This window comes from Novosphingobium sp. BL-S-33, assembly GCF_056857025.1.
The window spans coordinates 3,608,508-3,627,681 of record NZ_CM166474.1 but is presented as its reverse complement, the minus strand read 5'-3'; the positions used below and the strand labels follow the sequence as shown (position 1 = coordinate 3,627,681).

At 64.4% G+C, this 19,174-nt stretch carries 27 protein-coding genes; 25 read left to right on the top strand and 2 right to left on the bottom strand.

Features of this window, described 5'->3' with window-relative positions; genetic code table 11:
* Positions 1-7 precede the first annotated feature (7 nt).
* The 24 genes from rpmC to AC1VVM_RS16655 all read left to right on the top strand — a co-directional run bounded on the left by rpmC (position 8) and on the right by AC1VVM_RS16655 (position 16,403).
* Positions 8-208, top strand: a complete 201-nt coding sequence (rpmC, locus tag AC1VVM_RS16770; RefSeq protein ID WP_132386853.1) for a 50S ribosomal protein L29 — start codon at positions 8-10, stop codon at positions 206-208.
* Positions 209-220: 12 nt separating this feature from the next.
* On the top strand, positions 221-490 hold the full coding sequence (gene rpsQ / locus AC1VVM_RS16765; RefSeq protein WP_054440320.1) for a 30S ribosomal protein S17: 270 nt from the start codon (positions 221-223) through the stop codon (positions 488-490).
* Between the two features lie 161 nt (positions 491-651).
* Complete coding sequence (rplN, locus tag AC1VVM_RS16760) at positions 652-1,020, top strand: 50S ribosomal protein L14 (RefSeq protein WP_132386851.1); 369 nt, start codon at positions 652-654, stop codon at positions 1,018-1,020.
* On the top strand, positions 1,020-1,337 hold the full coding sequence (gene rplX / locus AC1VVM_RS16755; RefSeq protein WP_132386849.1) for a 50S ribosomal protein L24: 318 nt from the start codon (positions 1,020-1,022) through the stop codon (positions 1,335-1,337). Before rplN ends, rplX begins: the two co-directional genes overlap by 1 nt.
* The gene (rplE, locus tag AC1VVM_RS16750; protein ID WP_132386847.1) at positions 1,330-1,911 is read left to right on the top strand and encodes a 50S ribosomal protein L5; all 582 of its coding nucleotides are present in this window, start codon (positions 1,330-1,332) and stop codon (positions 1,909-1,911) included. The genes rplX and rplE overlap by 8 nt, the downstream gene beginning before the upstream one ends.
* A 29-nt stretch (positions 1,912-1,940) precedes the next feature.
* Complete coding sequence (gene rpsN, locus AC1VVM_RS16745) at positions 1,941-2,246, top strand: 30S ribosomal protein S14 (protein WP_132263811.1); 306 nt, start codon at positions 1,941-1,943, stop codon at positions 2,244-2,246.
* Between the two features lie 13 nt (positions 2,247-2,259).
* Positions 2,260-2,655, top strand: a complete 396-nt coding sequence (gene rpsH, locus AC1VVM_RS16740; RefSeq protein ID WP_132386845.1) for a 30S ribosomal protein S8 — start codon at positions 2,260-2,262, stop codon at positions 2,653-2,655.
* Positions 2,655-3,188, top strand: a complete 534-nt coding sequence (rplF, locus tag AC1VVM_RS16735) for a 50S ribosomal protein L6 (RefSeq protein ID WP_132386843.1) — start codon at positions 2,655-2,657, stop codon at positions 3,186-3,188. Before rpsH ends, rplF begins: the two co-directional genes overlap by 1 nt.
* On the top strand, positions 3,188-3,526 hold the full coding sequence (rplR, locus tag AC1VVM_RS16730) for a 50S ribosomal protein L18 (RefSeq protein WP_132386841.1): 339 nt from the start codon (positions 3,188-3,190) through the stop codon (positions 3,524-3,526). The genes rplF and rplR overlap by 1 nt, the downstream gene beginning before the upstream one ends.
* A gap of 2 nt (positions 3,527-3,528) precedes the next feature.
* Positions 3,529-4,233 (top strand): 30S ribosomal protein S5, encoded by a 705-nt coding sequence (rpsE, locus tag AC1VVM_RS16725; protein WP_132386839.1) that lies wholly within the window; start codon positions 3,529-3,531, stop codon positions 4,231-4,233.
* A 5-nt stretch (positions 4,234-4,238) separates the two neighbouring features.
* Positions 4,239-4,415, top strand: a complete 177-nt coding sequence (gene rpmD / locus AC1VVM_RS16720) for a 50S ribosomal protein L30 (RefSeq protein WP_132386837.1) — start codon at positions 4,239-4,241, stop codon at positions 4,413-4,415.
* A 206-nt stretch (positions 4,416-4,621) separates the two neighbouring features.
* Positions 4,622-5,968, top strand: a complete 1,347-nt coding sequence (locus tag AC1VVM_RS16715) for a hypothetical protein (protein WP_482904713.1) — start codon at positions 4,622-4,624, stop codon at positions 5,966-5,968.
* A 143-nt stretch (positions 5,969-6,111) separates the two neighbouring features.
* Positions 6,112-6,591 (top strand): 50S ribosomal protein L15, encoded by a 480-nt coding sequence (gene rplO, locus AC1VVM_RS16710; protein WP_132386833.1) that lies wholly within the window; start codon positions 6,112-6,114, stop codon positions 6,589-6,591.
* 219 nt (positions 6,592-6,810) lie between these two features.
* Positions 6,811-8,178, top strand: a complete 1,368-nt coding sequence (secY, locus tag AC1VVM_RS16705; protein WP_132386831.1) for a preprotein translocase subunit SecY — start codon at positions 6,811-6,813, stop codon at positions 8,176-8,178.
* 37 nt (positions 8,179-8,215) lie between these two features.
* Entirely contained in the window at positions 8,216-8,863 is a 648-nt protein-coding gene (locus AC1VVM_RS16700; protein WP_132386829.1) for an adenylate kinase, read from the top strand.
* 97 nt (positions 8,864-8,960) lie between these two features.
* A complete protein-coding gene (locus AC1VVM_RS16695; protein ID WP_482904712.1) occupies positions 8,961-9,641 on the top strand; it encodes an SRPBCC family protein in 681 nt (226 codons plus the stop codon).
* Between the two features lie 413 nt (positions 9,642-10,054).
* Positions 10,055-10,423 carry a 30S ribosomal protein S13 gene (rpsM, locus tag AC1VVM_RS16690; RefSeq protein ID WP_086490038.1) on the top strand — a complete coding sequence of 123 codons (369 nt, stop codon included), beginning with the start codon at positions 10,055-10,057 and terminating at the stop codon, positions 10,421-10,423.
* 51 nt (positions 10,424-10,474) lie between these two features.
* The gene (gene rpsK / locus AC1VVM_RS16685) at positions 10,475-10,864 is read left to right on the top strand and encodes a 30S ribosomal protein S11 (RefSeq protein ID WP_007011846.1); all 390 of its coding nucleotides are present in this window, start codon (positions 10,475-10,477) and stop codon (positions 10,862-10,864) included.
* 105 nt (positions 10,865-10,969) lie between these two features.
* On the top strand, positions 10,970-12,037 hold the full coding sequence (locus AC1VVM_RS16680; protein ID WP_482955534.1) for a DNA-directed RNA polymerase subunit alpha: 1,068 nt from the start codon (positions 10,970-10,972) through the stop codon (positions 12,035-12,037).
* A 101-nt stretch (positions 12,038-12,138) separates the two neighbouring features.
* The gene (locus AC1VVM_RS16675) at positions 12,139-12,558 is read left to right on the top strand and encodes a diacylglycerol kinase family protein (protein ID WP_482904711.1); all 420 of its coding nucleotides are present in this window, start codon (positions 12,139-12,141) and stop codon (positions 12,556-12,558) included.
* A 27-nt stretch (positions 12,559-12,585) separates the two neighbouring features.
* Complete coding sequence (locus AC1VVM_RS16670) at positions 12,586-13,059, top strand: hypothetical protein (RefSeq protein ID WP_482904710.1); 474 nt, start codon at positions 12,586-12,588, stop codon at positions 13,057-13,059.
* A 126-nt stretch (positions 13,060-13,185) separates the two neighbouring features.
* Positions 13,186-13,608: a 50S ribosomal protein L17 gene (gene rplQ, locus AC1VVM_RS16665; protein WP_132387461.1), complete on the top strand. Its 423-nt coding sequence runs from the start codon at positions 13,186-13,188 to the stop codon at positions 13,606-13,608.
* A 108-nt stretch (positions 13,609-13,716) separates the two neighbouring features.
* Complete coding sequence (locus AC1VVM_RS16660) at positions 13,717-15,885, top strand: prolyl oligopeptidase family serine peptidase (protein WP_482955533.1); 2,169 nt, start codon at positions 13,717-13,719, stop codon at positions 15,883-15,885.
* 137 nt (positions 15,886-16,022) lie between these two features.
* Positions 16,023-16,403: a hypothetical protein gene (locus tag AC1VVM_RS16655; protein WP_482904708.1), complete on the top strand. Its 381-nt coding sequence runs from the start codon at positions 16,023-16,025 to the stop codon at positions 16,401-16,403.
* 4 nt (positions 16,404-16,407) lie between these two features.
* On the opposite strand, the gene AC1VVM_RS16650 is transcribed toward AC1VVM_RS16655, so the two are convergent.
* Positions 16,408-17,049 carry a trimeric intracellular cation channel family protein gene (locus tag AC1VVM_RS16650; protein WP_482904707.1) on the bottom strand — a complete coding sequence of 214 codons (642 nt, stop codon included), beginning with the start codon at positions 17,047-17,049 and terminating at the stop codon, positions 16,408-16,410.
* Between the two features lie 7 nt (positions 17,050-17,056).
* The gene (locus tag AC1VVM_RS16645) at positions 17,057-17,515 is read right to left on the bottom strand and encodes a hypothetical protein (protein ID WP_482904706.1); all 459 of its coding nucleotides are present in this window, start codon (positions 17,513-17,515) and stop codon (positions 17,057-17,059) included.
* Between the two features lie 279 nt (positions 17,516-17,794).
* On the opposite strand from AC1VVM_RS16645, the gene AC1VVM_RS16640 reads away from it, so the two are divergent.
* Positions 17,795-19,123, top strand: a complete 1,329-nt coding sequence (locus tag AC1VVM_RS16640; RefSeq protein WP_482955532.1) for a cytochrome P450 — start codon at positions 17,795-17,797, stop codon at positions 19,121-19,123.
* Positions 19,124-19,174 lie beyond the last annotated feature (51 nt).

Here is a 19,174-nt window from a genome sequence, read left to right as displayed (position 1 = left end):
TCGTATCATGGCTAACAAGATCGAAGACCTTCGCGCCAAGACCGACGACCAGCTCACCGCTGAACTCGTCGATCTGAAGCGCGAGCAGTTCAACCTGCGGTTCCAGGCCGCGACCAGCCAGCTCGAAGCGCCTGCGCGCATCCAGCAGGTGCGTCGTGACATCGCCCGCATCAAAACGCTCCAGGCTGAGCGTGCGGCGAAGGCCTAAGGAGGAAACACGATGCCCAAGCGTATTCTGATCGGGACCGTCGTTTCCGACAAAACCGACAAGACCGTGACCGTACTGGTCGAGCGCAAGGTGAAGCACCCCCTTTACGGGAAGATCATCCGTCGCTCGAAGAAGTACCACGCTCACGACGAAGACAACGCCTTCAAGACCGGCGAACGCGTCCGGATCGAGGAGACGAAGCCCTACTCGAAGACCAAGACCTGGAAGGTTCTTGACCGTCTTCAGGCGAGCAAGGGTACGGCACTGGAAGCCGAGGTCTAAGGACCTCGGCCTCTCGGCCGGACAAGAGTGTTGACCTAGGCGGGTGAATGCGGCAAAGGGCCGCACTTCGCCCGTCGGGGCGACTCGGGCCCCTCGTGGGCCTGTCTTTTTAGGAACTGCCGGACTGGTTCCGGCAAGCCAGTTGAGAAGGACTCGGATCTATGATCCAGATGCAATCCAATCTCGACGTCGCGGACAACAGCGGCGCAAAGCGCGTCCAGTGCATCAAGGTGCTGGGCGGCTCTAAGCGTCGGTTCGCAGGCGTTGGCGACATCATCGTGGTGTCGGTTAAGGAAGCGCAGCCCCGCGCCCGCGTCAAAAAGGGCGACGTCCATCGTGCGGTTATTGTCCGTACGCGCAAGGACGTCCGTCGTGCTGACGGCAGCGTGATTCGCTTCGACGGCAATGCCGCCGTGCTGATCAACAAGAACGAGGAGCCGATCGGCACTCGTATCTTTGGCCCCGTCGTGCGCGAGCTTCGCGGCAAGGGCTTCATGAAGATCATCTCGCTTGCTCCGGAGGTGCTGTAATGGCTGCCGCAAAGATCAAGAAGGGTGACGCCGTCGTCGTCCTGTCCGGCAAGGACAAGGGCCGCACCGGCACCGTTCTCCAGGTCCTGCCCAAGGACGGCAAGGTCGTGGTTGAAGGCGTGAACGTCGCCACCCGCCACCGCAAGCCGACCCAGCAGAACCCGCAGGGCGGCATCGAGCGCACTCCGGCACCGATGGCGATCAGCAAGATCGCCGTTGCCGACAAGGACGGCAAGCCGACCCGCGTTCGCTTCGAGACCAAGGACGGAAAGAAGGTCCGCGTGGCCGTCAAGTCCGGGGAGACCATCGATGGCTGAGAACTACACTCCGCGCATGCGCACGCGCTATGACGACGCGATCGTCAAGGCGATGACCGAGAAGTTCGGTTACAAGAACGCGATGGAAGTGCCCAAGATCGAAAAGATCACGCTCAACATGGGCGTGGGCGAGGCGAGCCAGGACAAGAAGAAGGTCCAGACCGCCGCTGTCGAGATGGAAGCCATCGCTGGTCAGAAGCCGGTGATCACCAAGGCCCGCAAGTCGATCGCACAGTTCAAGCTGCGCGAAGGCATGCCGATCGGCTGCAAGGTGACCCTGCGTCGCGAGCGTATGTACGAATTTCTCGATCGCCTCATCACGATCGCGATGCCCCGCATCCGCGACTTCCGTGGTCTGAATCCGAAGTCGTTCGACGGCCGCGGCAACTACGCGATGGGTCTCAAGGAGCAGATCATCTTCCCGGAGATCAGCTACGACAAGATCGAGAAGGTGCGTGGCATGGACATCATCGTCACCACCACCGCCAAGACCGATGAGGAAGCGCGCGAACTGCTGCGTCTCTTCGGTTTCCCGTTCCCGGCTGAAGTGTCGGAACAGAAGGAGGCGGCGTGAGCCGCCGCTGAGCAAGAGAGCTTAAGTCCATGGCGAAACTGAGTTCCGTGAACAAGAACGAGCGCCGCAAGCAGCTCGTTAAGAAGTATGCAGGCAAGTACGCGCGCCTGAAGGCAGTGGCCGATGATGAATCGCTCGACGAAACCGAGCGCCTCATCGCCCGTCTGAAGCTGGCCGAGATCCCGCGTAACGGCAACCCGACCCGGGTTCGCAACCGTTGCGCCACCACCGGTCGTCCGCGCGGTTACTACCGCAAGTTCGGTCTGTGCCGCGTCGAGCTGCGCGATCTTGCCAACAAAGGCATGATCCCCGGCGTGACCAAGTCGAGCTGGTAAGGGATACTAAGCAATGGCTATGACCGATCCCCTGGGTGATATGCTCACCCGCATCCGCAACGGCCAGCAGGCGAAGAAGGACTCGGTCCTTTCTCCCGCCAGCAAGCTGCGTGCGCGCGTGCTCGAAGTTCTGCAGCGTGAAGGTTACATCCGTGGTTTCAGCGATGACGCCACCGGTGCCCACCCGCAGCTGCGCATCGAGCTGAAGTATTTCGAGGGCGAGCCTGCTATCAAGCACATCGCCCGCGTCTCCAAGCCTGGCCGCCGCGTCTACTCGGGTTCGAAGGAACTCCCGGTTGTGCGCAACGGCCTTGGCATCACCATCGTCTCGACGCCCCGCGGCGTGCTTTCGGATGCCGAAGCGCGCGCTGCCAACGTCGGTGGCGAAGTGCTGGCGGAGGTGTTCTAATGAGCCGCATCGGCAAAAAGCCGGTTGTGATCCCTGGCGGGGTCACTGCCGCCATCGACAACGGCGTTCTCAGCGTGAAGGGCCCCAAGGGCACCCTGACTCTGGGTCTGTCGGACCTCGTGACCTACTCGGTCGAAGAAGGTTCGATCGCCGTTCAGCCTGCCAACCAGACCAAGGCTGCCCGCAGCCACTGGGGCATGCAGCGTACCCTCGTTTCGAACCTCGTTGAAGGCGTTACCAACGGCTTCTCCAAGGTCCTCGAGATCAAGGGCGTCGGCTACCGTGCGGCCGCTCAGGGCAAGAACCTGAAGCTGCAGCTCGGCTACTCGCATGACGTTGACATCGCCGTGCCGGAAGGCATCGAGATCAAGACCCCGGATAACACCACGGTCGAAATCTCGGGCATCGACAAGCAGAAGGTCGGCCAACTCGCGGCCGAAATTCGCCGCTGGCGCAAGCCTGAGCCTTACAAGGGCAAGGGTATCAAGTACCGCGGCGAATTCATCTTCCGCAAGGAAGGGAAGAAGAAGTAATGGCCAAGCTTTCTCTTTTCGCGCGCCGCGCCCGGCGCGTCCGCACGGCCCTGAAGGCCCGTTCGGGCGGCCGTCCTCGCCTGTCGGTGCACCGCACCGGCCGTCACATCTATGCGCAGATCATCGACGACGCGCAGGGCCGTACGCTGGCCGCCGCCAATACCCTTGGCGGCAAGGGCACCGACAAGGATGCCGCGACCCGCGTTGGCAAGGAACTCGCCGAGGCCGCCAAGAAGGCGGGCATCACCTCGGTCGTGTTCGACCGTGGCGGTTTCCTCTTCCATGGCCGCGTCAAGGCGCTGGCCGAAGCCGCCCGTGAAGGCGGGCTGGAGTTCTGATCATGGCTGACGAAAACACCGAAATCCAGACCGACGTCCCGGCTGTTGAAGGCCAGGAAGTCCGCGAAGGTCGTGGTCGTGGCCGTGGCCGTGGCGAACGCGGCGAGCGTGGCGGCCGTGGCCGTCGCGACGACCGCCGTGGCGGCCGTGGCAACAACGACGAGGAACAGGGCGAGGAGCTCATCGAGAAGCTCGTCCACATCAACCGCGTCTCGAAGACCGTTAAGGGCGGCAAGCGCTTTGGTTTCGCAGCACTGGTCGTCGTTGGTGACGGCAAGGGCCGCGTCGGCTTCGGCCATGCCAAGGCTCGCGAAGTGCCTGAAGCGATCACGAAGGCCACTGCTTCTGCCAAGAAGAAGATGGTCCGCGTGCCGCTCAAGGACGGCCGCACTCTTCACCACGACGGTCGGGGCCACTTCGGCGCCGGCAAGGTGAACGTGCGTACGGCGCCTGCCGGTACCGGCATCATCGCCGGTGGTCCGATGCGCGCCGTGTTCGAAAGCCTCGGCGTCCATGACGTCGTGACCAAGTCGGTCGGCACCTCGAACCCGTACAACATGATCCGCGCCACGTTCGACGCGCTGACCAACCAGACTTCGCCGAAGTCGGTTGCCCAGCGTCGCGGCAAGAAGGTCTCTGACCTGCTTGGTCGCGGTGGCGCCAGCGAAGCAGAGGCTGAAGCCGCTGCTGAAGCCATCGTGGAGTAAGCATCATGGCGAAGATCAAGATCAAGCAGATCGGTTCGCCGATCCGTCGCCCCGAGAGCCAGAAGAAGATCCTTATCGGTCTTGGCCTCGGCAAGATGCACAAGGTCGTCGAGCGCGAAGACACCCCGGAAGTCCGTGGTGCGATCGCCAAGCTGCCGCACATGGTTGTGGTGGTCGACTGATCGACCGGCCTTTGGCCAGAAAACAGGAAGGGGCTCCGGCGGAAACGCCGGGGCCCTTTTCTTTGCTCAGGCCGGTTCCGGCGTCATCCCGCCGACGGCCGCCCATCGAAAAGCTGTGCGTTCGCGCAAGTTCATCTCCACCTGGGGATGAGTCCTGTGCTAAGCGCGCCCGACTTTCGGCACCTTGCACTTCCCTGGGGGATACCTTGTTTCGCAGGACCATCGCGGCCTCATCGCTCATTCTTGCCACGCTCGCCGTTTCGGGCTGCGACGGCACCGCCACCGGCGATGACGAGACTTACGTCGAAGAGAGCCCGGCGGCGGAGCCTCCCTGCGCCGATCCGCTGGCGGATCCGGCCGTGCTCGAACGCAACCGCAATGCCGACCGCGCGCTGAAGGCCGCGATCGCGCAGGGCCGCGCCGATCCCATCGAGGAAGCGCAGAAGGCCGCTGCAGCGGGTGATTTCCGGCTCGTCGCCGCCGTCACGGTGGAGGGTATCGATACGCGCGGGTTCGGCGCGCTCTGTGCGCTGCGCGGCGGGCTCAATCCGCGCATGGCCCGCGTCGTCACGTATTACGGCGAGGACGGCGAGCCGTCGCCCGAGCCGACCGATACCGCCAGCGCCGCGCCGGAAGCCACGCGCGAGGACAACCTCGTCGCCTTCGCGCGCGCCTTCAATCAGGCACTGATCGCCGATCCGGCCTATCCTTACCGCGACGTCTGCCGTCCGCTGGAGGCGCAGGAAGCCGATGCGGCGGGCAAGGACGTCGGCTCGGCCCACGGCGCCGTGGTGCGCGCGATCAGCGAGGCGCCCAAGCGCGCCTACGGCTATCCCGACCTCGGCCCGCTACAGACCGGCGCGACTCTTGCCGATGCGGCCCGTAGGGGCAACGTGGCGGCCCTGCGCCGCATGCTGAATGAGGAAGCACGCGAACAGCGCAAGCTGGCCGCCGAACAGGCCAATGCGCCGGTCAAGCCGGGCGAAAAGTCCACCAACAGGCCCGCTCCCAAAAGCTCGATCGATTCGCCGGACCTGTTCGGGATGACCCCGCTGGCCTGGGCCATGGCCTATCGCCGCGATGAAGCGGTGCGCCTCCTGCTCTCGCACGGGGCCAGCCCCTCCGGCGCGCAGTGCCAGGCGTTGGTCGACCGCGATTCGCCGATGCAGATTGCCCGCGCGCTGGGCTGGATCGGGATGGTCCAGCGGATGAAGCCGAAAGTGTCCGAGGACGATTACGCCGCGCTCGCCGAAGAGGCCCAACTCGCCGACGGCAGCAAGGCCGAGTTCAATGGGGAGCTGGCCAAGCTTGGCGATCGCTATGGCAAGATCTTCAACAAGGACGAGATGACCCGGCACACGCTGCACTTCAAGATCGATGCGCGCGGCGGGATGACCTCCTGCGCGTTCGAACCCAAGACGGTCTCGCCCGAGTTCGATGCGGATATCTGCAAGCTGGGTCGGGATGTTCTCGAATGGGTGCCGGCGCGCGATTCGGAAGGCCGCCCGGTGGCGGGCGAGGGCAAGGTGATGATCCGCCTTCGCGGCACCTGAAAAGGCCGTTTCAAAGGCGCCGAGGCCCGCGAATCGGCGGGTTTCGGCCGCGTTCCCGCATTAGGGGGTGACAGGCCGCCGCCTTTCCCTTATGGGGCGCCCCTTCCTTCAAGCGCGATTTAAAGCGAAAGCGAGTGCAGACTATGAAATTGAATGACATCCGCGACAACGCCGGCGCCCGTCACCGTCGCATCCGCGTCGGCCGTGGTATCGGTTCGGGCAAGGGCAAGACTGCCGGTCGCGGCCAGAAGGGTGCCAAGGCACGCTCGGGCGTTTCGATCAACGGCTTCGAGGGTGGCCAGATGCCGCTCCACATGCGCCTTCCGAAGCGCGGCTTCAGCAACAAGAAGTTCGCCAAGGACTACGCTGAAGTGAACCTCGGCATGATCCAGAAGGCGATCGAAGCCGGCAAGCTCGACATCTCGGGCACCGTCGATCACGCCGTTCTCAAGGCAGCCGGTCTGGCCCGTGGCGGCAAGGACGGCGTGCGCCTCCTCGCCAAGGGTGAACTGACCGACAAGGTCACCTTCAACGTTGCCGGTGCCTCGAAGGGCGCCATTGCAGCGGTTGAAAAGGTTGGCGGCACGGTCATCGTTCCTGCCAAGGAAGCCGTCGAGGCCTGAGGCATCGCATCAGCGATTAGCTCATAGGGAGAGGGCGGGCGCCATGCGCTTCGCCCTCTCTTCGTTCCGACTTGTGTAACATTCCGACCGAACCTGCGGCACGGGTCTTTCAGACCCGGCGCGAATGTCTATATGAGCGGACCAGAACCGGGTTCGACAAGCCTGCGCGCAGTCGCTAAGGCAAGTGCGAACCGACTATTCGAGGCATTACCAATCGTCATGGCTTCTCGCGCCGACAACATTGCCAGCTCGCTGAACCTGGCCAATTTCTCGAAGGCCACCGAACTGAAGAACCGTATCTGGTTCACAGTCGGTGCGCTGATCGTTTTCCGCTTCCTGAGCTTCGTGCCGCTCCCGGGTGTGAACCCGGTGATTCTCGCCAAGCTCTATGACAAGACGCAGGGCGGCATTCTCGACCTGTTCAACACGTTCTCGGGCGGCTCGCTTTCGCGCATGAGCCTGATCGCGCTCGGCGTGATGCCCTACATCACGGCGTCGATCGTCGTTCAGCTGGCCGCTGCCCTTCATCCGTCGCTGATGGCGCTGAAGAAGGAAGGCGAAGCCGGCCGCAAGAAGCTCAACCAGTACACGCGCTACGGCGCTGTGGTGCTCTGCGCGATCCAGGGCTGGTTCCTGGCCGTGAGCCTTGAGGCCTATGGCGCCTCCAGCGGTCTCGCCGCAGTCGTGGATCCGGGCCTCGTGTTCCGCGTGGGCGCGGTCATCTCGCTGGTTGGCGGCACCATGTTCCTGCTGTGGCTGGGTGAGCAGATCACCGCGCGCGGTATAGGCAACGGCGTTTCGCTGATCATCATGGCCGGCATCGTCGCCCAGATGCCGACGTTCGCCAGCAACGTGGGCCAGGCCTACAGCGCCGGCGACACCGGCTCGATCCTGATCATCTCGCTGATCGCACTCGTGGTGCTGATGATCCTGGGGATCTGCTTCTTCGAGCGTTCCACGCGCCGCCTGCTGATCCAGTATCCCAAGCGCGCTACCCAGCGCGGCATGATGCAGGCCGATCGCAGCCACCTGCCGCTGAAGCTGAACACCGCCGGCGTCATCCCGCCGATCTTCGCCAGCTCGCTGCTGCTGCTGCCGCTGACGATCACCCAGTTCGCCGGCAAGTCGCTGAACCCGGAATCGACCGCGGGCAAGATCGTCGTCACGCTCAACCAGTATCTCGGCCATGGCAAGCCGCTGTACATGGCGCTCTATGCGGCCGGCATCATCTTCTTCTCGTTCTTCTACACTGCCGTGGTCTTCAATCCTGAAGAGACGGCCGACAACCTGAAGAAGAATGGCGGCTTCATTCCCGGCATCCGTCCGGGCAAGAACACCGCGAACTATCTGGACTACGTGCTGACGCGCGTGACCGTGATCGGCGCCTTGTATCTGACCGTGGTTTGCACCGTGCCCGAGTACTTCCTCTCGATGACCGGTCTGCCGCTGTTGTTCATGGGGGGCACCAGCCTGTTGATCGTCGTCAACGTGACGGTCGACACCATCACCCAGATCCAGTCGCACCTGCTGGCGCACCAGTATGGCGACCTGATCAAGAAGGCCAAGCTGAAGGGACGCCTGCGCTGAAGGGAGCGCAGGCACAGGGATAATTGAGGGGTAAGGCGTGAATATCATCCTGTTGGGCCCGCCGGGGGCGGGCAAGGGCACCCAGGCGCAGCGTCTGGTTGAGCGGCACGGCATGCGCCAGCTCTCCACCGGCGACATGCTGCGCGCCGCCGTCAAGGCCGGCACGCCCACCGGGCTTGAAGCCAAAGCTGTGATGGAACGTGGCGAACTGGTCTCTGACGAGATCGTTTCGGCACTGATCGGGGATGAGCTTGACGCGATGGGGCCGAGCGTCGGCGCCATCTTCGACGGCTATCCGCGCACTGCGGCGCAGGCCGAATCGCTCGACGCGATCCTGGCCGGGCGCGGACGCAAGCTTGACCACGTGGTGGAGCTTGAAGTGAACGAGGATGCGCTGGTCGAGCGTATCACCGGCCGCTTCACGTGCGCCACGTGCGGCAAGGGCTACCACGACAAGTTCGAGCAGCCGAAGGTTCCGGGCGTCTGCGACAAGTGCGGGGGCACTGAATTCAAGCGCCGCCCGGACGACAATGCCGAGACCGTGCGCACGCGCATGGCCGAATACCGGGCCAAGACGGCGCCGATCCTGCCGATCTACGAAGCGCGCGGGATTGTCGCCAAGGTCGACGGAATGGCCGAGATGGACGATGTGACCGCCGCGATCGAGGCGGCGCTCAAGTCCTGAAGCTTCGAAGGGCTCGCGGATATCGCGGGCCCTTTTTGCATCGACTGCACTGCGCTGGGGCGGCGCGCATGGGCACAGGCACGGGCAGGGGGAATCGATGAAGAAGGCGGCAACACTCGCGCTGTTCGCGATGGTGGGGCTTGGCGTGCTCGCGGCAGCACCGGCTCAGGCGAAGGTGCAGGAGGCAAGCGAGCGCGGCATCGTGATGCGCTACGTCGCGCATGTCCCCGTCGGCGCCGATGAGGCCTGGGCCGTGCTGGTCAAACCGTCGCAGTGGTGGGATTCGGAGCACACCTATTCGGGCAGCTCTGCCAATCTCTCGCTGGATGCGCGGCCCGGCGGATGTTTCTGCGAAGTGCTGCCCGACAAGGACGCGCCAAAAGCGGCGCCGCGCGGCGGTGTCGAGCACATGCGCGTGATCTATATCGACAAGGGCAGGGCGCTGCGCTTGACCGGCGCGCTGGGCCCGCTTCAGGCCGATGCCGCCGTCGGCACGCTGACCTTCCAGTTCAAGCCCGATGAGACGGGCACGCAGATCCTCGTGGAATATGTCGTCGGCGGCTATTTCCGGACCGATGCGGCCCGGCTTGCGCCGATGCTCGACCGGGTGCTGGCCGGGCAGGTCGATCGCTTCGTCGAAAAACTTGGCGGCTCGTTTGCCGCTGCATTCCGCCCCGATACGCTCGGCGCCGTGGGTGAGCCGCCTGCCGGTCCGGCCGACAAGCCACAAGACGCGCCGCCCGTGAAGGACGACAAGACGCGGATCATCGGCCGTTGAGGGCGCGCGGCGCGCATCGGAAACGCGGGCAGGTCCTTGCGGCCTTTGCGCTTTCTTTGACTGCGCTTTGCGAATCCGGTACACTGATTGCATCACGGGTGTTGCGACGACCGCCGAAGAGCGGGCCGCAGCCCGAAGGCCATGGCGCGGATCGCTCCAGATCGATCCTTGCGCACCGGGCCTCAGTCCGGGCCGGGTCGCCCGAGCGCTTGAACGCGGATTTGCAGGCGTTGACATGCCTTGCGAATCGTTCTAAGCGCGCCGTTCACTTGACACTTGCGGCAAGTCCGGATGGTACAGGCAAAATGGTTGCTGTGCTCCGGACCTTTTGCCATTTCAGCAGTTTCAGGTGGAATTTGAGCGTTGAGATAGGAAAGCCCGCAGGGGCATTCCTGTGGAGCATGGAGAATTAAGTGGCTCGTATTGCAGGGGTAAATCTCCCCACCAACAAGCGCGTGATCATCGCGCTCACCTACATCCATGGCATCGGTCGTACCAAGGCCCTGGAAATCGCCGACAAGCTGGGCATCGACCACAGCCGTCGCATCCAGGACCTGTCGGACGCCGAAGTCCTGCAGATTCGCGAAACCATCGACGCCGACCACACGGTCGAAGGTGATCTTCGTCGCGAAACCGCGATGAACATCAAGCGCCTGATGGACCTCGCCTGCTACCGCGGCCTGCGTCATCGCAAGGGTCTGCCGGTTCGCGGCCAGCGCACGCACACCAATGCGCGCACCCGCAAGGGTAAGGCCAAGCCGATCGCCGGCAAGAAGAAGTAAGTCGCCTTTCGGCTTCTTTCCCGCAGCGACTAATCTACAGGATATACGGACATGGCACGCGAACCCCAGCGCATTAAGCGCCGCGAACGCAAGAACATCACCAGCGGCATCGCGCATGTGAATGCTAGCTTCAACAACACCATGGTGACCATCACCGACGCCCAGGGCAACGCGATTTCGTGGTCCTCGGCCGGCATGATGGGCTTCAAGGGCAGCCGCAAGTCGACTCCCTACGCCGCACAGGTCGCCGCTGACGACGCCGGCAAGAAGGCCGCCGAGCACGGCGTGCGCACCCTCGAAGTCGAAGTCAAGGGCCCGGGTTCGGGCCGTGAGAGCGCCCTGCGCGCCCTCCAGGCTGTCGGCTTCACCATTACCTCGATCCGCGACGTGACACCGATCCCGCACAACGGTGTTCGTCCGTCGAAGCGCCGTCGCGTCTGATCGAGCTAATACGGACGGCGAACCGGTCGCCGTCCGATTTCGGAACGTCCCGGGCCTTTCCACCAGGCTGCGGGACGTAACCGCCATCACTCCCAGGGGAAGTCCATGACTGTCAACATCAAGAACTGGCAGGAACTCAAGAAGCCGAACAGCCTTGAGATCAAGCCGGGACCCGACCCCAAGCTGAAGGCGACCTTCATCGCCGAGCCGCTGGAGCGTGGCTTCGGCCTGACGCTCGGCAACGCGCTGCGCCGCGTGCTGCTCTCCTCGCTGCAAGGCGCGGCGATCACCTCGATCAAGATCGAGAACGTCCTTCACGAATTCTCGTCGCTTGCCGGCGTTCGCGAAGACGTCACGGACATCGTCCTGAACGTCAAGCAGATCGCGCTCAAGATGCAGGGCGAAGGCCCCAAGCGCCTCCAGCTCTCGGCCACTGGCCCGGGCGAGGTCAAGGCTGGCGACATCGCGGTGTCGGGTGACATCGAGGTCATGAACAAGGACCTCGTGGTCTGCCACCTCGACGAGGGCGCAGTCCTGAACATGGAACTGACCGCCGACACCGGCAAGGGCTACGTCCCCGCCGTGTCGAACCGTCCGGTTGACGCGCCGATCGGTCTGATCCCGGTCGACTCGCTCTACTCGCCGGTCCGTCAGGTCAGCTACAAGGTCGAGAACGCCCGTATCGGCCAGGAGCTTGACTACGACAAGCTGAGCCTCATGGTCGAGACCGACGGCACCGTGACCCCGGAAGACGCAGTGGCTTATGCCGCCCGCATCCTCCAGGACCAGCTGGGGCTGTTCGTCCACTTCGAAGACATCGCCCCGGTTGGCGCCTCGCCGATGATCGGCATGGCTGCCGGCGGTGCTGCGACCTCGGAAGAGAGCGACACCAACCAGCTCAACCGCTACCTTCTCAAGAAGGTGGACGAGCTGGAACTGTCGGTCCGTTCGGCCAACTGCCTCAAGAACGACAACATCATCTACATCGGCGATCTGGTTCAGAAGACCGAAGCCGAGATGCTGCGCACGCCGAACTTCGGCCGCAAGTCGCTCAACGAGATCAAGGAAGTCCTTTCGTCGATGGGCCTGCGCCTCGGCATGGACATCCCGGGCTGGCCGCCCGAGAACATCGAAGAGATGGCCAAGAAGCTGGAGCAGGAACTGCTCGGCTGATCGGCACCTTCGGTACCGAATTGAAGAAGGGCTCCGCAGCAATGTGGGGCCCTTTTTCTTTATGCTGGTCCAAACTTGCAGCGTCGGTTTAAGGTATCGGCATGGTCGAACCTTCCGATACGCTCTCAGCCGATGGGCTGCCGGAGCAAAGTCGTTTCAGTGTCGTGGCGCGTCTCCGGAGCTCTATTTATGCGTGGCGTGGCCTCCGTCAGCTTGTTGAGGGCGAGCATAACGCCCGGCTACATCTGACCGCTTCGCTTGGTGTGGTAGCGGCAGGGCTATTCTTACAGGTTTCGGCAAGCGACTGGCGCTGGCTGGTGCTCGCCATGGCACTTGTCTGGCTGGCCGAGGCGCTCAACACTGCGATCGAGGAACTGTGCGACCGGATCGAGCCCGGCTTCGATGAGGCCATAGGTCGCATCAAGGACATCGCGGCGGGCGCCGTACTCATCGCGGCGATTGCGGCGGCGGGGATCGGATTGCTGACGTTGGGGCCGCCGGTTCTGGTACTGTTGCGTTAGGGACTGGAGAGGGAGGCTTGGCAGCTCATGCGGATCCTGCTTGCGATCATATCGCTGACAGTCTGTTTTCTGTCGCTAACGTGGTCGGCGTGCTGGTTCGCTCGCAACGCGCCTGGCGGGGGCTTTTCAGTCAGCGATGTCTTGCTGGCCGTAATCCCGCCGACCGTCTCTATTGTCTGGATTGCGCGATGGCTACGCCGTGCTGGGATGGCGCTTTGGCTGGCGCGGGTCGAATTGGGTCTGGGCTTCATCTGGTTTGCGATGATTTTTGGCCACTTCGTGTGGCGGACCTATTCGCGCGTCATGTTTGGGCTGAGCTATCAGGATATCTACTACGAAAGTCCCGCTTTTACGGGGAAATACGAGGACTACAGGTTGGTCGCCGTTGGAATGCTGGTGTTCGCCGCAGGTATATCGGGCTGTGGAGCTGGCGTTTTGGCGTGGTGCGCATTCCGACCATTGCGCGGGCATGAATTGGCTGCCGGGGGCATCAATCCTTGACTCTTTCGCCGTTTTCGTCTTGAGGGCGCCCTTCACACGAAAGTGAACCGGCTTTGGGCGGTGGCCGAACCACATCGCCCGGCAGGCAGTACCTTGAACGGCTGTCTGACGAACGGAGAACTGAAAATGCGTCATAAGCACGGTCAGCGCAAGCTGCAGCGCACCTCGGGCCATCGCGCCGCTCTTCTGCGCAACATGGCTGCCGCTCTCATCAAGCACGAGCAGATCCAGACCACCACGCCGAAGGCGAAGGAACTGCGTCCTTACCTCGAAAAGCTGATCACGCTCGCGAAGCATGGCGGCCTTTCGAACCGTCGTCTGGCGCACGCGCGCCTGATGGACGAAGCCCAGGAAAAGAAGCTCTTCGAAGTGCTCGCAGAGCGCTACGCGGGCCGCAACGGTGGTTACACCCGCATCATCAAGGCCGGCATCCGCGCTTCGGACGCCGCCCCGATCGCGATCATCGAACTCGTTGACCGCGACACCTCGGAAAAGGGCAAGGACTCGGGTCCGGTTCTGACCGAAGAAAACGAATACGCCGAAGCCTGATAGGCTGAGGGTCCTCCGGCTTTCCACACGCGAAAGCTGAGGCGAGATTGAAAGGGCGGTCGCGAGTGCTAGGCTCGCGGCCGCCTTTTTTCATTCTCGGAGAACGACATGGTTCGTCTGGCCGGCCTCGGTGGGGCTTTCGGCATGGTGCTTCTGACGGCCTCTTCGCTTTCCGCACAGGACATGCCTTCCACGCAGAACAGGGAGCCGCTGGTCTATCCGGAAACGCGGCGCGGTGACGTGGTCGATACGCTGTTCGGGGAGAAGATCGCCGATCCCTATCGCTGGCTCGAAGCCGACGTGCGCCGCGATGCCGATGTCGCCGACTGGGTAGTGCGGCAATCTGCCTTTACCGATGCCTATCTGAAGACCCTGCCACAGCGCGCCTGGTTCCAGCAGCGGGTCAGCGCGCTCACCGATTTCGAGCGCTTCGGGCTGCCGACCAAGGCGGGCAGGCGCTATTTCTACACGCGCAATTCGGGGCTCCAGAACCAGTCGCAGCTTTTCGTGCGCGATGGGCTTTCCGGCACGCCGCGCCTGCTGATCGACCCGAATGGCTGGGCCAAGGACGGCGCCACCGCGCTCGATGACTGGGAGCCGTCGGACAAGGGGCGCTACCTGCTTTACAGCGTGCAGGACGGCGGCAGCGACTGGCGCGTGCTCCATGTGCTCGACGTCGATACCGGCAAAGTCATGGCGGACGAGCTGCGCTGGGTGAAGTTCTCGCCGCTATCGTGGATCGGCGAGGAGGGCTTCCTCTATTCGCGCTTCCCAGCGCCCAAGCCGGGCGAAACGTTCCAAAGCCGCAATTACAATCAGGCTATCTGGTATCACCGGCTCGGCACGCCGCAGTCGGCCGACGAACTGGTCTATGCGACGCCCGATCATCCCGAATTCGGGCACAGCGCCAAGGTGACGCAGGACGGCCGCCTTGCGGTGATTACCAGCACCATCGGCACCGATGCGCGCTACGAAGTCCGTGTGGTCGATCTGGCGGCGCGCAAGCGGGCGGGCTGGCGGACGCAGGCGGTGGTCACCGGCTTTACCGACGACTGGCGCCTTGTCGAAGGGGCGGGGCAGAGGCTGTGGTTCGTCACCAACCAGAACGCGCCGCGTTTCCGCCTCGTCAGCATCGATCTGGCCCAGAAGGCGCCGACCTTCTCGGAGATCGTGCCGGAGCGCGACGATATTCTGGAGCGGGCCGGGGTGATCGGCAGCGATCTCGTGCTCAACTACATGCGCGATGCGGCGAGCCATGCCGAGATCGTCTCGGTGGACGGCAAGACCCCGCGCACGCTGGCGCTCAGCGGGATCGGCACGGCCTCGGGCTTCCGGGGCAGGCCGGGCGATCCGGAGACGTTCTACGCCTTCTCCAGCTTCAACCGGCCGGCCTCGATCTTCCGGCTCGATATGCGCACGGGCAAGACGGAAGTCTTCGCCGAGCCGAAGATGGACTTCTCGCCCGACGACATCGCGGTCGAGCAGCGCTTCTACACCTCGAAGGACGGCACCCGCGTTCCGATGTTCCTGGTGCGCCGCAAGGACGTGGCGGCGGCAGGCAAGCCCGTGCCGACGCTGCTCTATGGCTATGGCGGCTTCGACATTGCGCTGACGCCGGGGTACTCGGCATCGACGATGGCCTGGGTGCAGGCGGGCGGGGCTTATGCCATGGCGAACTTGCGCGGCGGCGGCGAGTATGGCCGCGCGTGGCATGACGCGGGGCGCGGGGCCAACAAGCAGAACGTGTTCGACGACTTCATCGCGGCAGGCGAGTACCTCAAGGCGCAAGGCATCGCCGCGAAGGACGGGCTGGCCATTCAGGGCCGCTCGAACGGCGGCTTGCTGATCGGGGCGGTGACCAACCAGCGCCCGGACCTCTTCGCGGCCGCCGTGCCGCAAGTGGGGGTGATGGACATGCTCCGCTTCGATCGCTTCACGGCCGGGCGGTACTGGGTGGACGACTACGGCTATCCGGACCGCGCGGCGGACTTCAAGGTGCTGCGCGCCTATTCGCCCTACCACAACATCCGCGAGGGGATGGCCTACCCGGCGATCCTGGTGACCACGGCCGATACCGACGACCGTGTGGTACCGGGGCACTCGTTCAAGTACGCCGCAGCGCTCCAGCATGCGGCGCTGGGCGACAAGCCGCACCTCATCCGCATCGACACGCGCGCGGGCCATGGCTCGGGCAAGCCGACCGACAAGGCGATCGAGGAGAGCGCAGACGTGCTGGCCTTCATGGCGCAGTGGACGGGGCTGCATCCGGAGAAGTGATCCAGCGCGGAGGGCGATCCGTCGCCACGGGCTTGAGTTTTCGGGGAAATCGCGGAGGATAGGGCATGGAGCGGGACTCGGCAGAGTTCCCCCTCCGTGCTGATCGCCTGCCCGAAGGTGCAAGGGAGCCCCGATCCATGCCCACCAAGACTTTCATTCGCGCCGTGCTTCTCGTCGCGCTGCTGCCTGCCGTGGCACTGGCGCAGACGGACCGCTTCGGCACCGATCGCCGCCTTGATAACCGGCGCGATGCATTCGGCGTCAGTTCGCGGCAGGCCGCGCATATGTGCGCTGGCGCCGCCGAAACCGCGCTGCATGGCGCCGGCTATACGGGCGTGCAGGTGGTCGGGCTCAAGGATATCGAGCACAAGCCCGAGGGCTATGTGCTGAGCGCCTGGGTTAGTGTTTCGGGCGGTGGTGCTTCGGCCGAGGGTAAGGCGAAGCGCGGCGATTTCCGCTGCGAGATCGGGCGCGGCTCTATCGTCAATCTCGGCTTCAACGGCATTCCGGGCGTCTGAGCCGTCAGTCCGCGTCCTCTGGCCCGACATGGGCGGGCAGGCCGAGCGACCAGTGGATCGCCGCGCCGCGCAGCGCGAAACCGGCGGCGGCAGCCAGCGCCCAGCTCAGCCCGGCCGAAAGCCCCAGCGCGATCCCCACCGCCGCCAGCGTTGCCGCCAGCGCGGCAGCGGTGACGTAGAGTTCCGGCCGCATCAGGATCGAGGGGTGCCCCGCCAGCACGTCGCGGATGATGCCGCCGACGCAGCTGGTGACGATGCCCATTAGGATCGCCGGGCCTGCCGGCACGCCCCAGGCCAGCGCCTTGATCGTGCCGAACACCGCATAGACCGCAAGGCCCAGCGCGTCGGCCCATTCGAGCAGGCGGCCTTGCCACCAGCGTACCGGTGTGAACCAGGCCAGCAAGGCCACGGCAAGGCAGACCGGGGCGACATAGTGATCGCGCACCCAGAACACCGGGGCGCCGATCAGCAGGTCGCGCAAGGTACCGCCCCCCACGCCGGTCATCAGCGCGAAGAAGGCGGCGGTGACGAACGTCTGGCGCATCTGTACCGCCGTGAGCGCGCCGGACAGCGCGAAGACCGCGATCCCGAACAAGTCGATCGCGGGAGGCAGGGCGGGGGTCAGGGGAGCGGTTATGATCGGCATCCCGGTATCATAGACCGGCCGGATGGGCTTCGGGAAGCGGCACGAGATCCGGCTCGATCCAGCCCGCGCGCGCCTCGGGGCTCATCAGCCGCGCCTCGCTCCAGTGCACAAGCAGCCAGCCCGAGCGGCCCAGCGGCGAATCCATGATTCCCGCCAGCACGCGCGAGAGCGGCGCATCCTTGCCGTGGCGGGCCAGTTCCCGCGCCGCCACGCGCATCGAAGCCTCGGTAATGGTGGCGTGGAAGCCGCGTGTCGGGCTCTCCGGCACGCCGACGGCGCGGTTGTAACGGCGGATCACCGCCTCGATCCCGCCGTGCCCGGTCAGCACCGCGGGATGGCGCAGCAGCCAGAGCGCCGCCGCGAAATGCGCGGCGTGGCTCCACTCGGCATAGGGCCAGCTGGTGTCGAGCACGCCGTGGGCGACGCGTTCGATCGTCTCGTCATCGAAGGGGAGGGATATGGTCATTGTCGGATCCTTGGTCTGGAGACCCGGCTCCAACGGCAAGCGCGCTTTTACCCGGCGGCCGAAGGGCCGGGCGGTATCGCGGAGTGAGGGAAGGGTGGTTGGCCTTACCTGCTTCGCGCGCACGCCCCGCCGCGTGCGCCTTGGCGGCACGTACGGGAAGCGGTGAGGGCGGCAGTCATGGCCATGCCGGGGCGATATCACAGCGGAGAAGCTTTGACCATCGGTGTGGATGTGATACACATAAGATCATAAATGTGAGAGATCGGGAGAAGTCGCCCAGTGCTTAATCCAGCGCCGAAGCAAGCCGCGTCGTACGACACCGCAGACTGGTACACCGACGTGTGGCTGGTGGACGATCCGCACGCCTATTTCGACCACTTGCGCGCGCAGGGCCCGGTGGTGCGCCTGCCGTACCGCAATGCCGTAGCGGTGACGGGCTATGACGAGACCGTGCAGGTCATGCTGGACACCGAGCACTTCTCGTCGATCAACGGCGTGACCGGCCCACTGGCCGAACTGCCCTTCACGCCCGAGGGCGACGACATCACCGCGATGCTCGAAGCGCATCGCAAGCAGATCCCGTTCGCCGATCAGGTCGTCACCGAGAGCGGCAATCGCCATGCCGACTTGCGCTCGATCCTCGCGCGGCTGTTCACGCCGAGCCGCCTCAAGGAGCTTCAGCCCAAGCTGCTCGCCACGGCCGAAGGGCTGATCGACGAGTTCCGCCATGACGGCAAAGTCGATCTCGTGCGCCAGTACGGCGGGCCATATGGTGCGCTGGTGATCTCCGACCTGCTCGGCCTGTCCGAGAAGACGCGCGCGAAATTCCGCGGGCTGCTCGAAGGCGCGATCCCGGTGCCGATGGACGCCAGCGAAGAGGACATGCTGAAGAACCCGCTGGTTGGCGTGGGCAAGGACCTGTTCAAGCTCATCGCCCAGCGCCGCTTCGCGCTTCATCCGCTGATGCGCCCGCTGCGCGGGGTTCTGGCACAGCAGGACATCCTCGCCGAACTGGCGCAGGCGCGCTATCCCGATGGCCGCAAGCCGACTCTGGTGGACCTCACCAGCCTTGCCGCGTTCCTGTTCGGCGCCGGGCAGGACACCACCAACCGCCTGCTCGCCAACGCCTTCAAGGTTATCGCCACGCGCCCCGACATCCAGCAGGGCCTGCGCGACGATCCGGCGCGGATTGCCAATTTTGTCGAGGAAGTCTTGCGCTTCGACGGCTCGGTGAAGAGCGGCGGACGCATGTGCCAGAAGACCACCACGCTGGGCGGCGTGGAGATCAAGGCGGGCACGGCGGTCTTGATGTCGCACATGGCCGCCAACCGCGATCCGGCGCGCTTCCCCGATCCCGGCAGGTTCGACATGGACCGGCCAAAGCTCAAGGAACATCTTGCTTTCGGTCGCGGTGCCCACACCTGCATCGGTGCCCCGCTCGCCCGGCGCGAGGTGGTCACCAGCATCGAGCGCCTGCTCGCGCGGATGGGCAATATCCGGCTATCGCAGGCGCATCACGGACGGGAAGGCGAGTGGCACTTCGATTACGAACCGACCTATGTCCTGCGCGCGCTGGCGAGCCTGCATCTGGAGTTCGATCCGCTTTAGGAGCGGATCTGAAGAACTGAGGGGCCGCCAGTCTTACAACCGTCGCCCCCG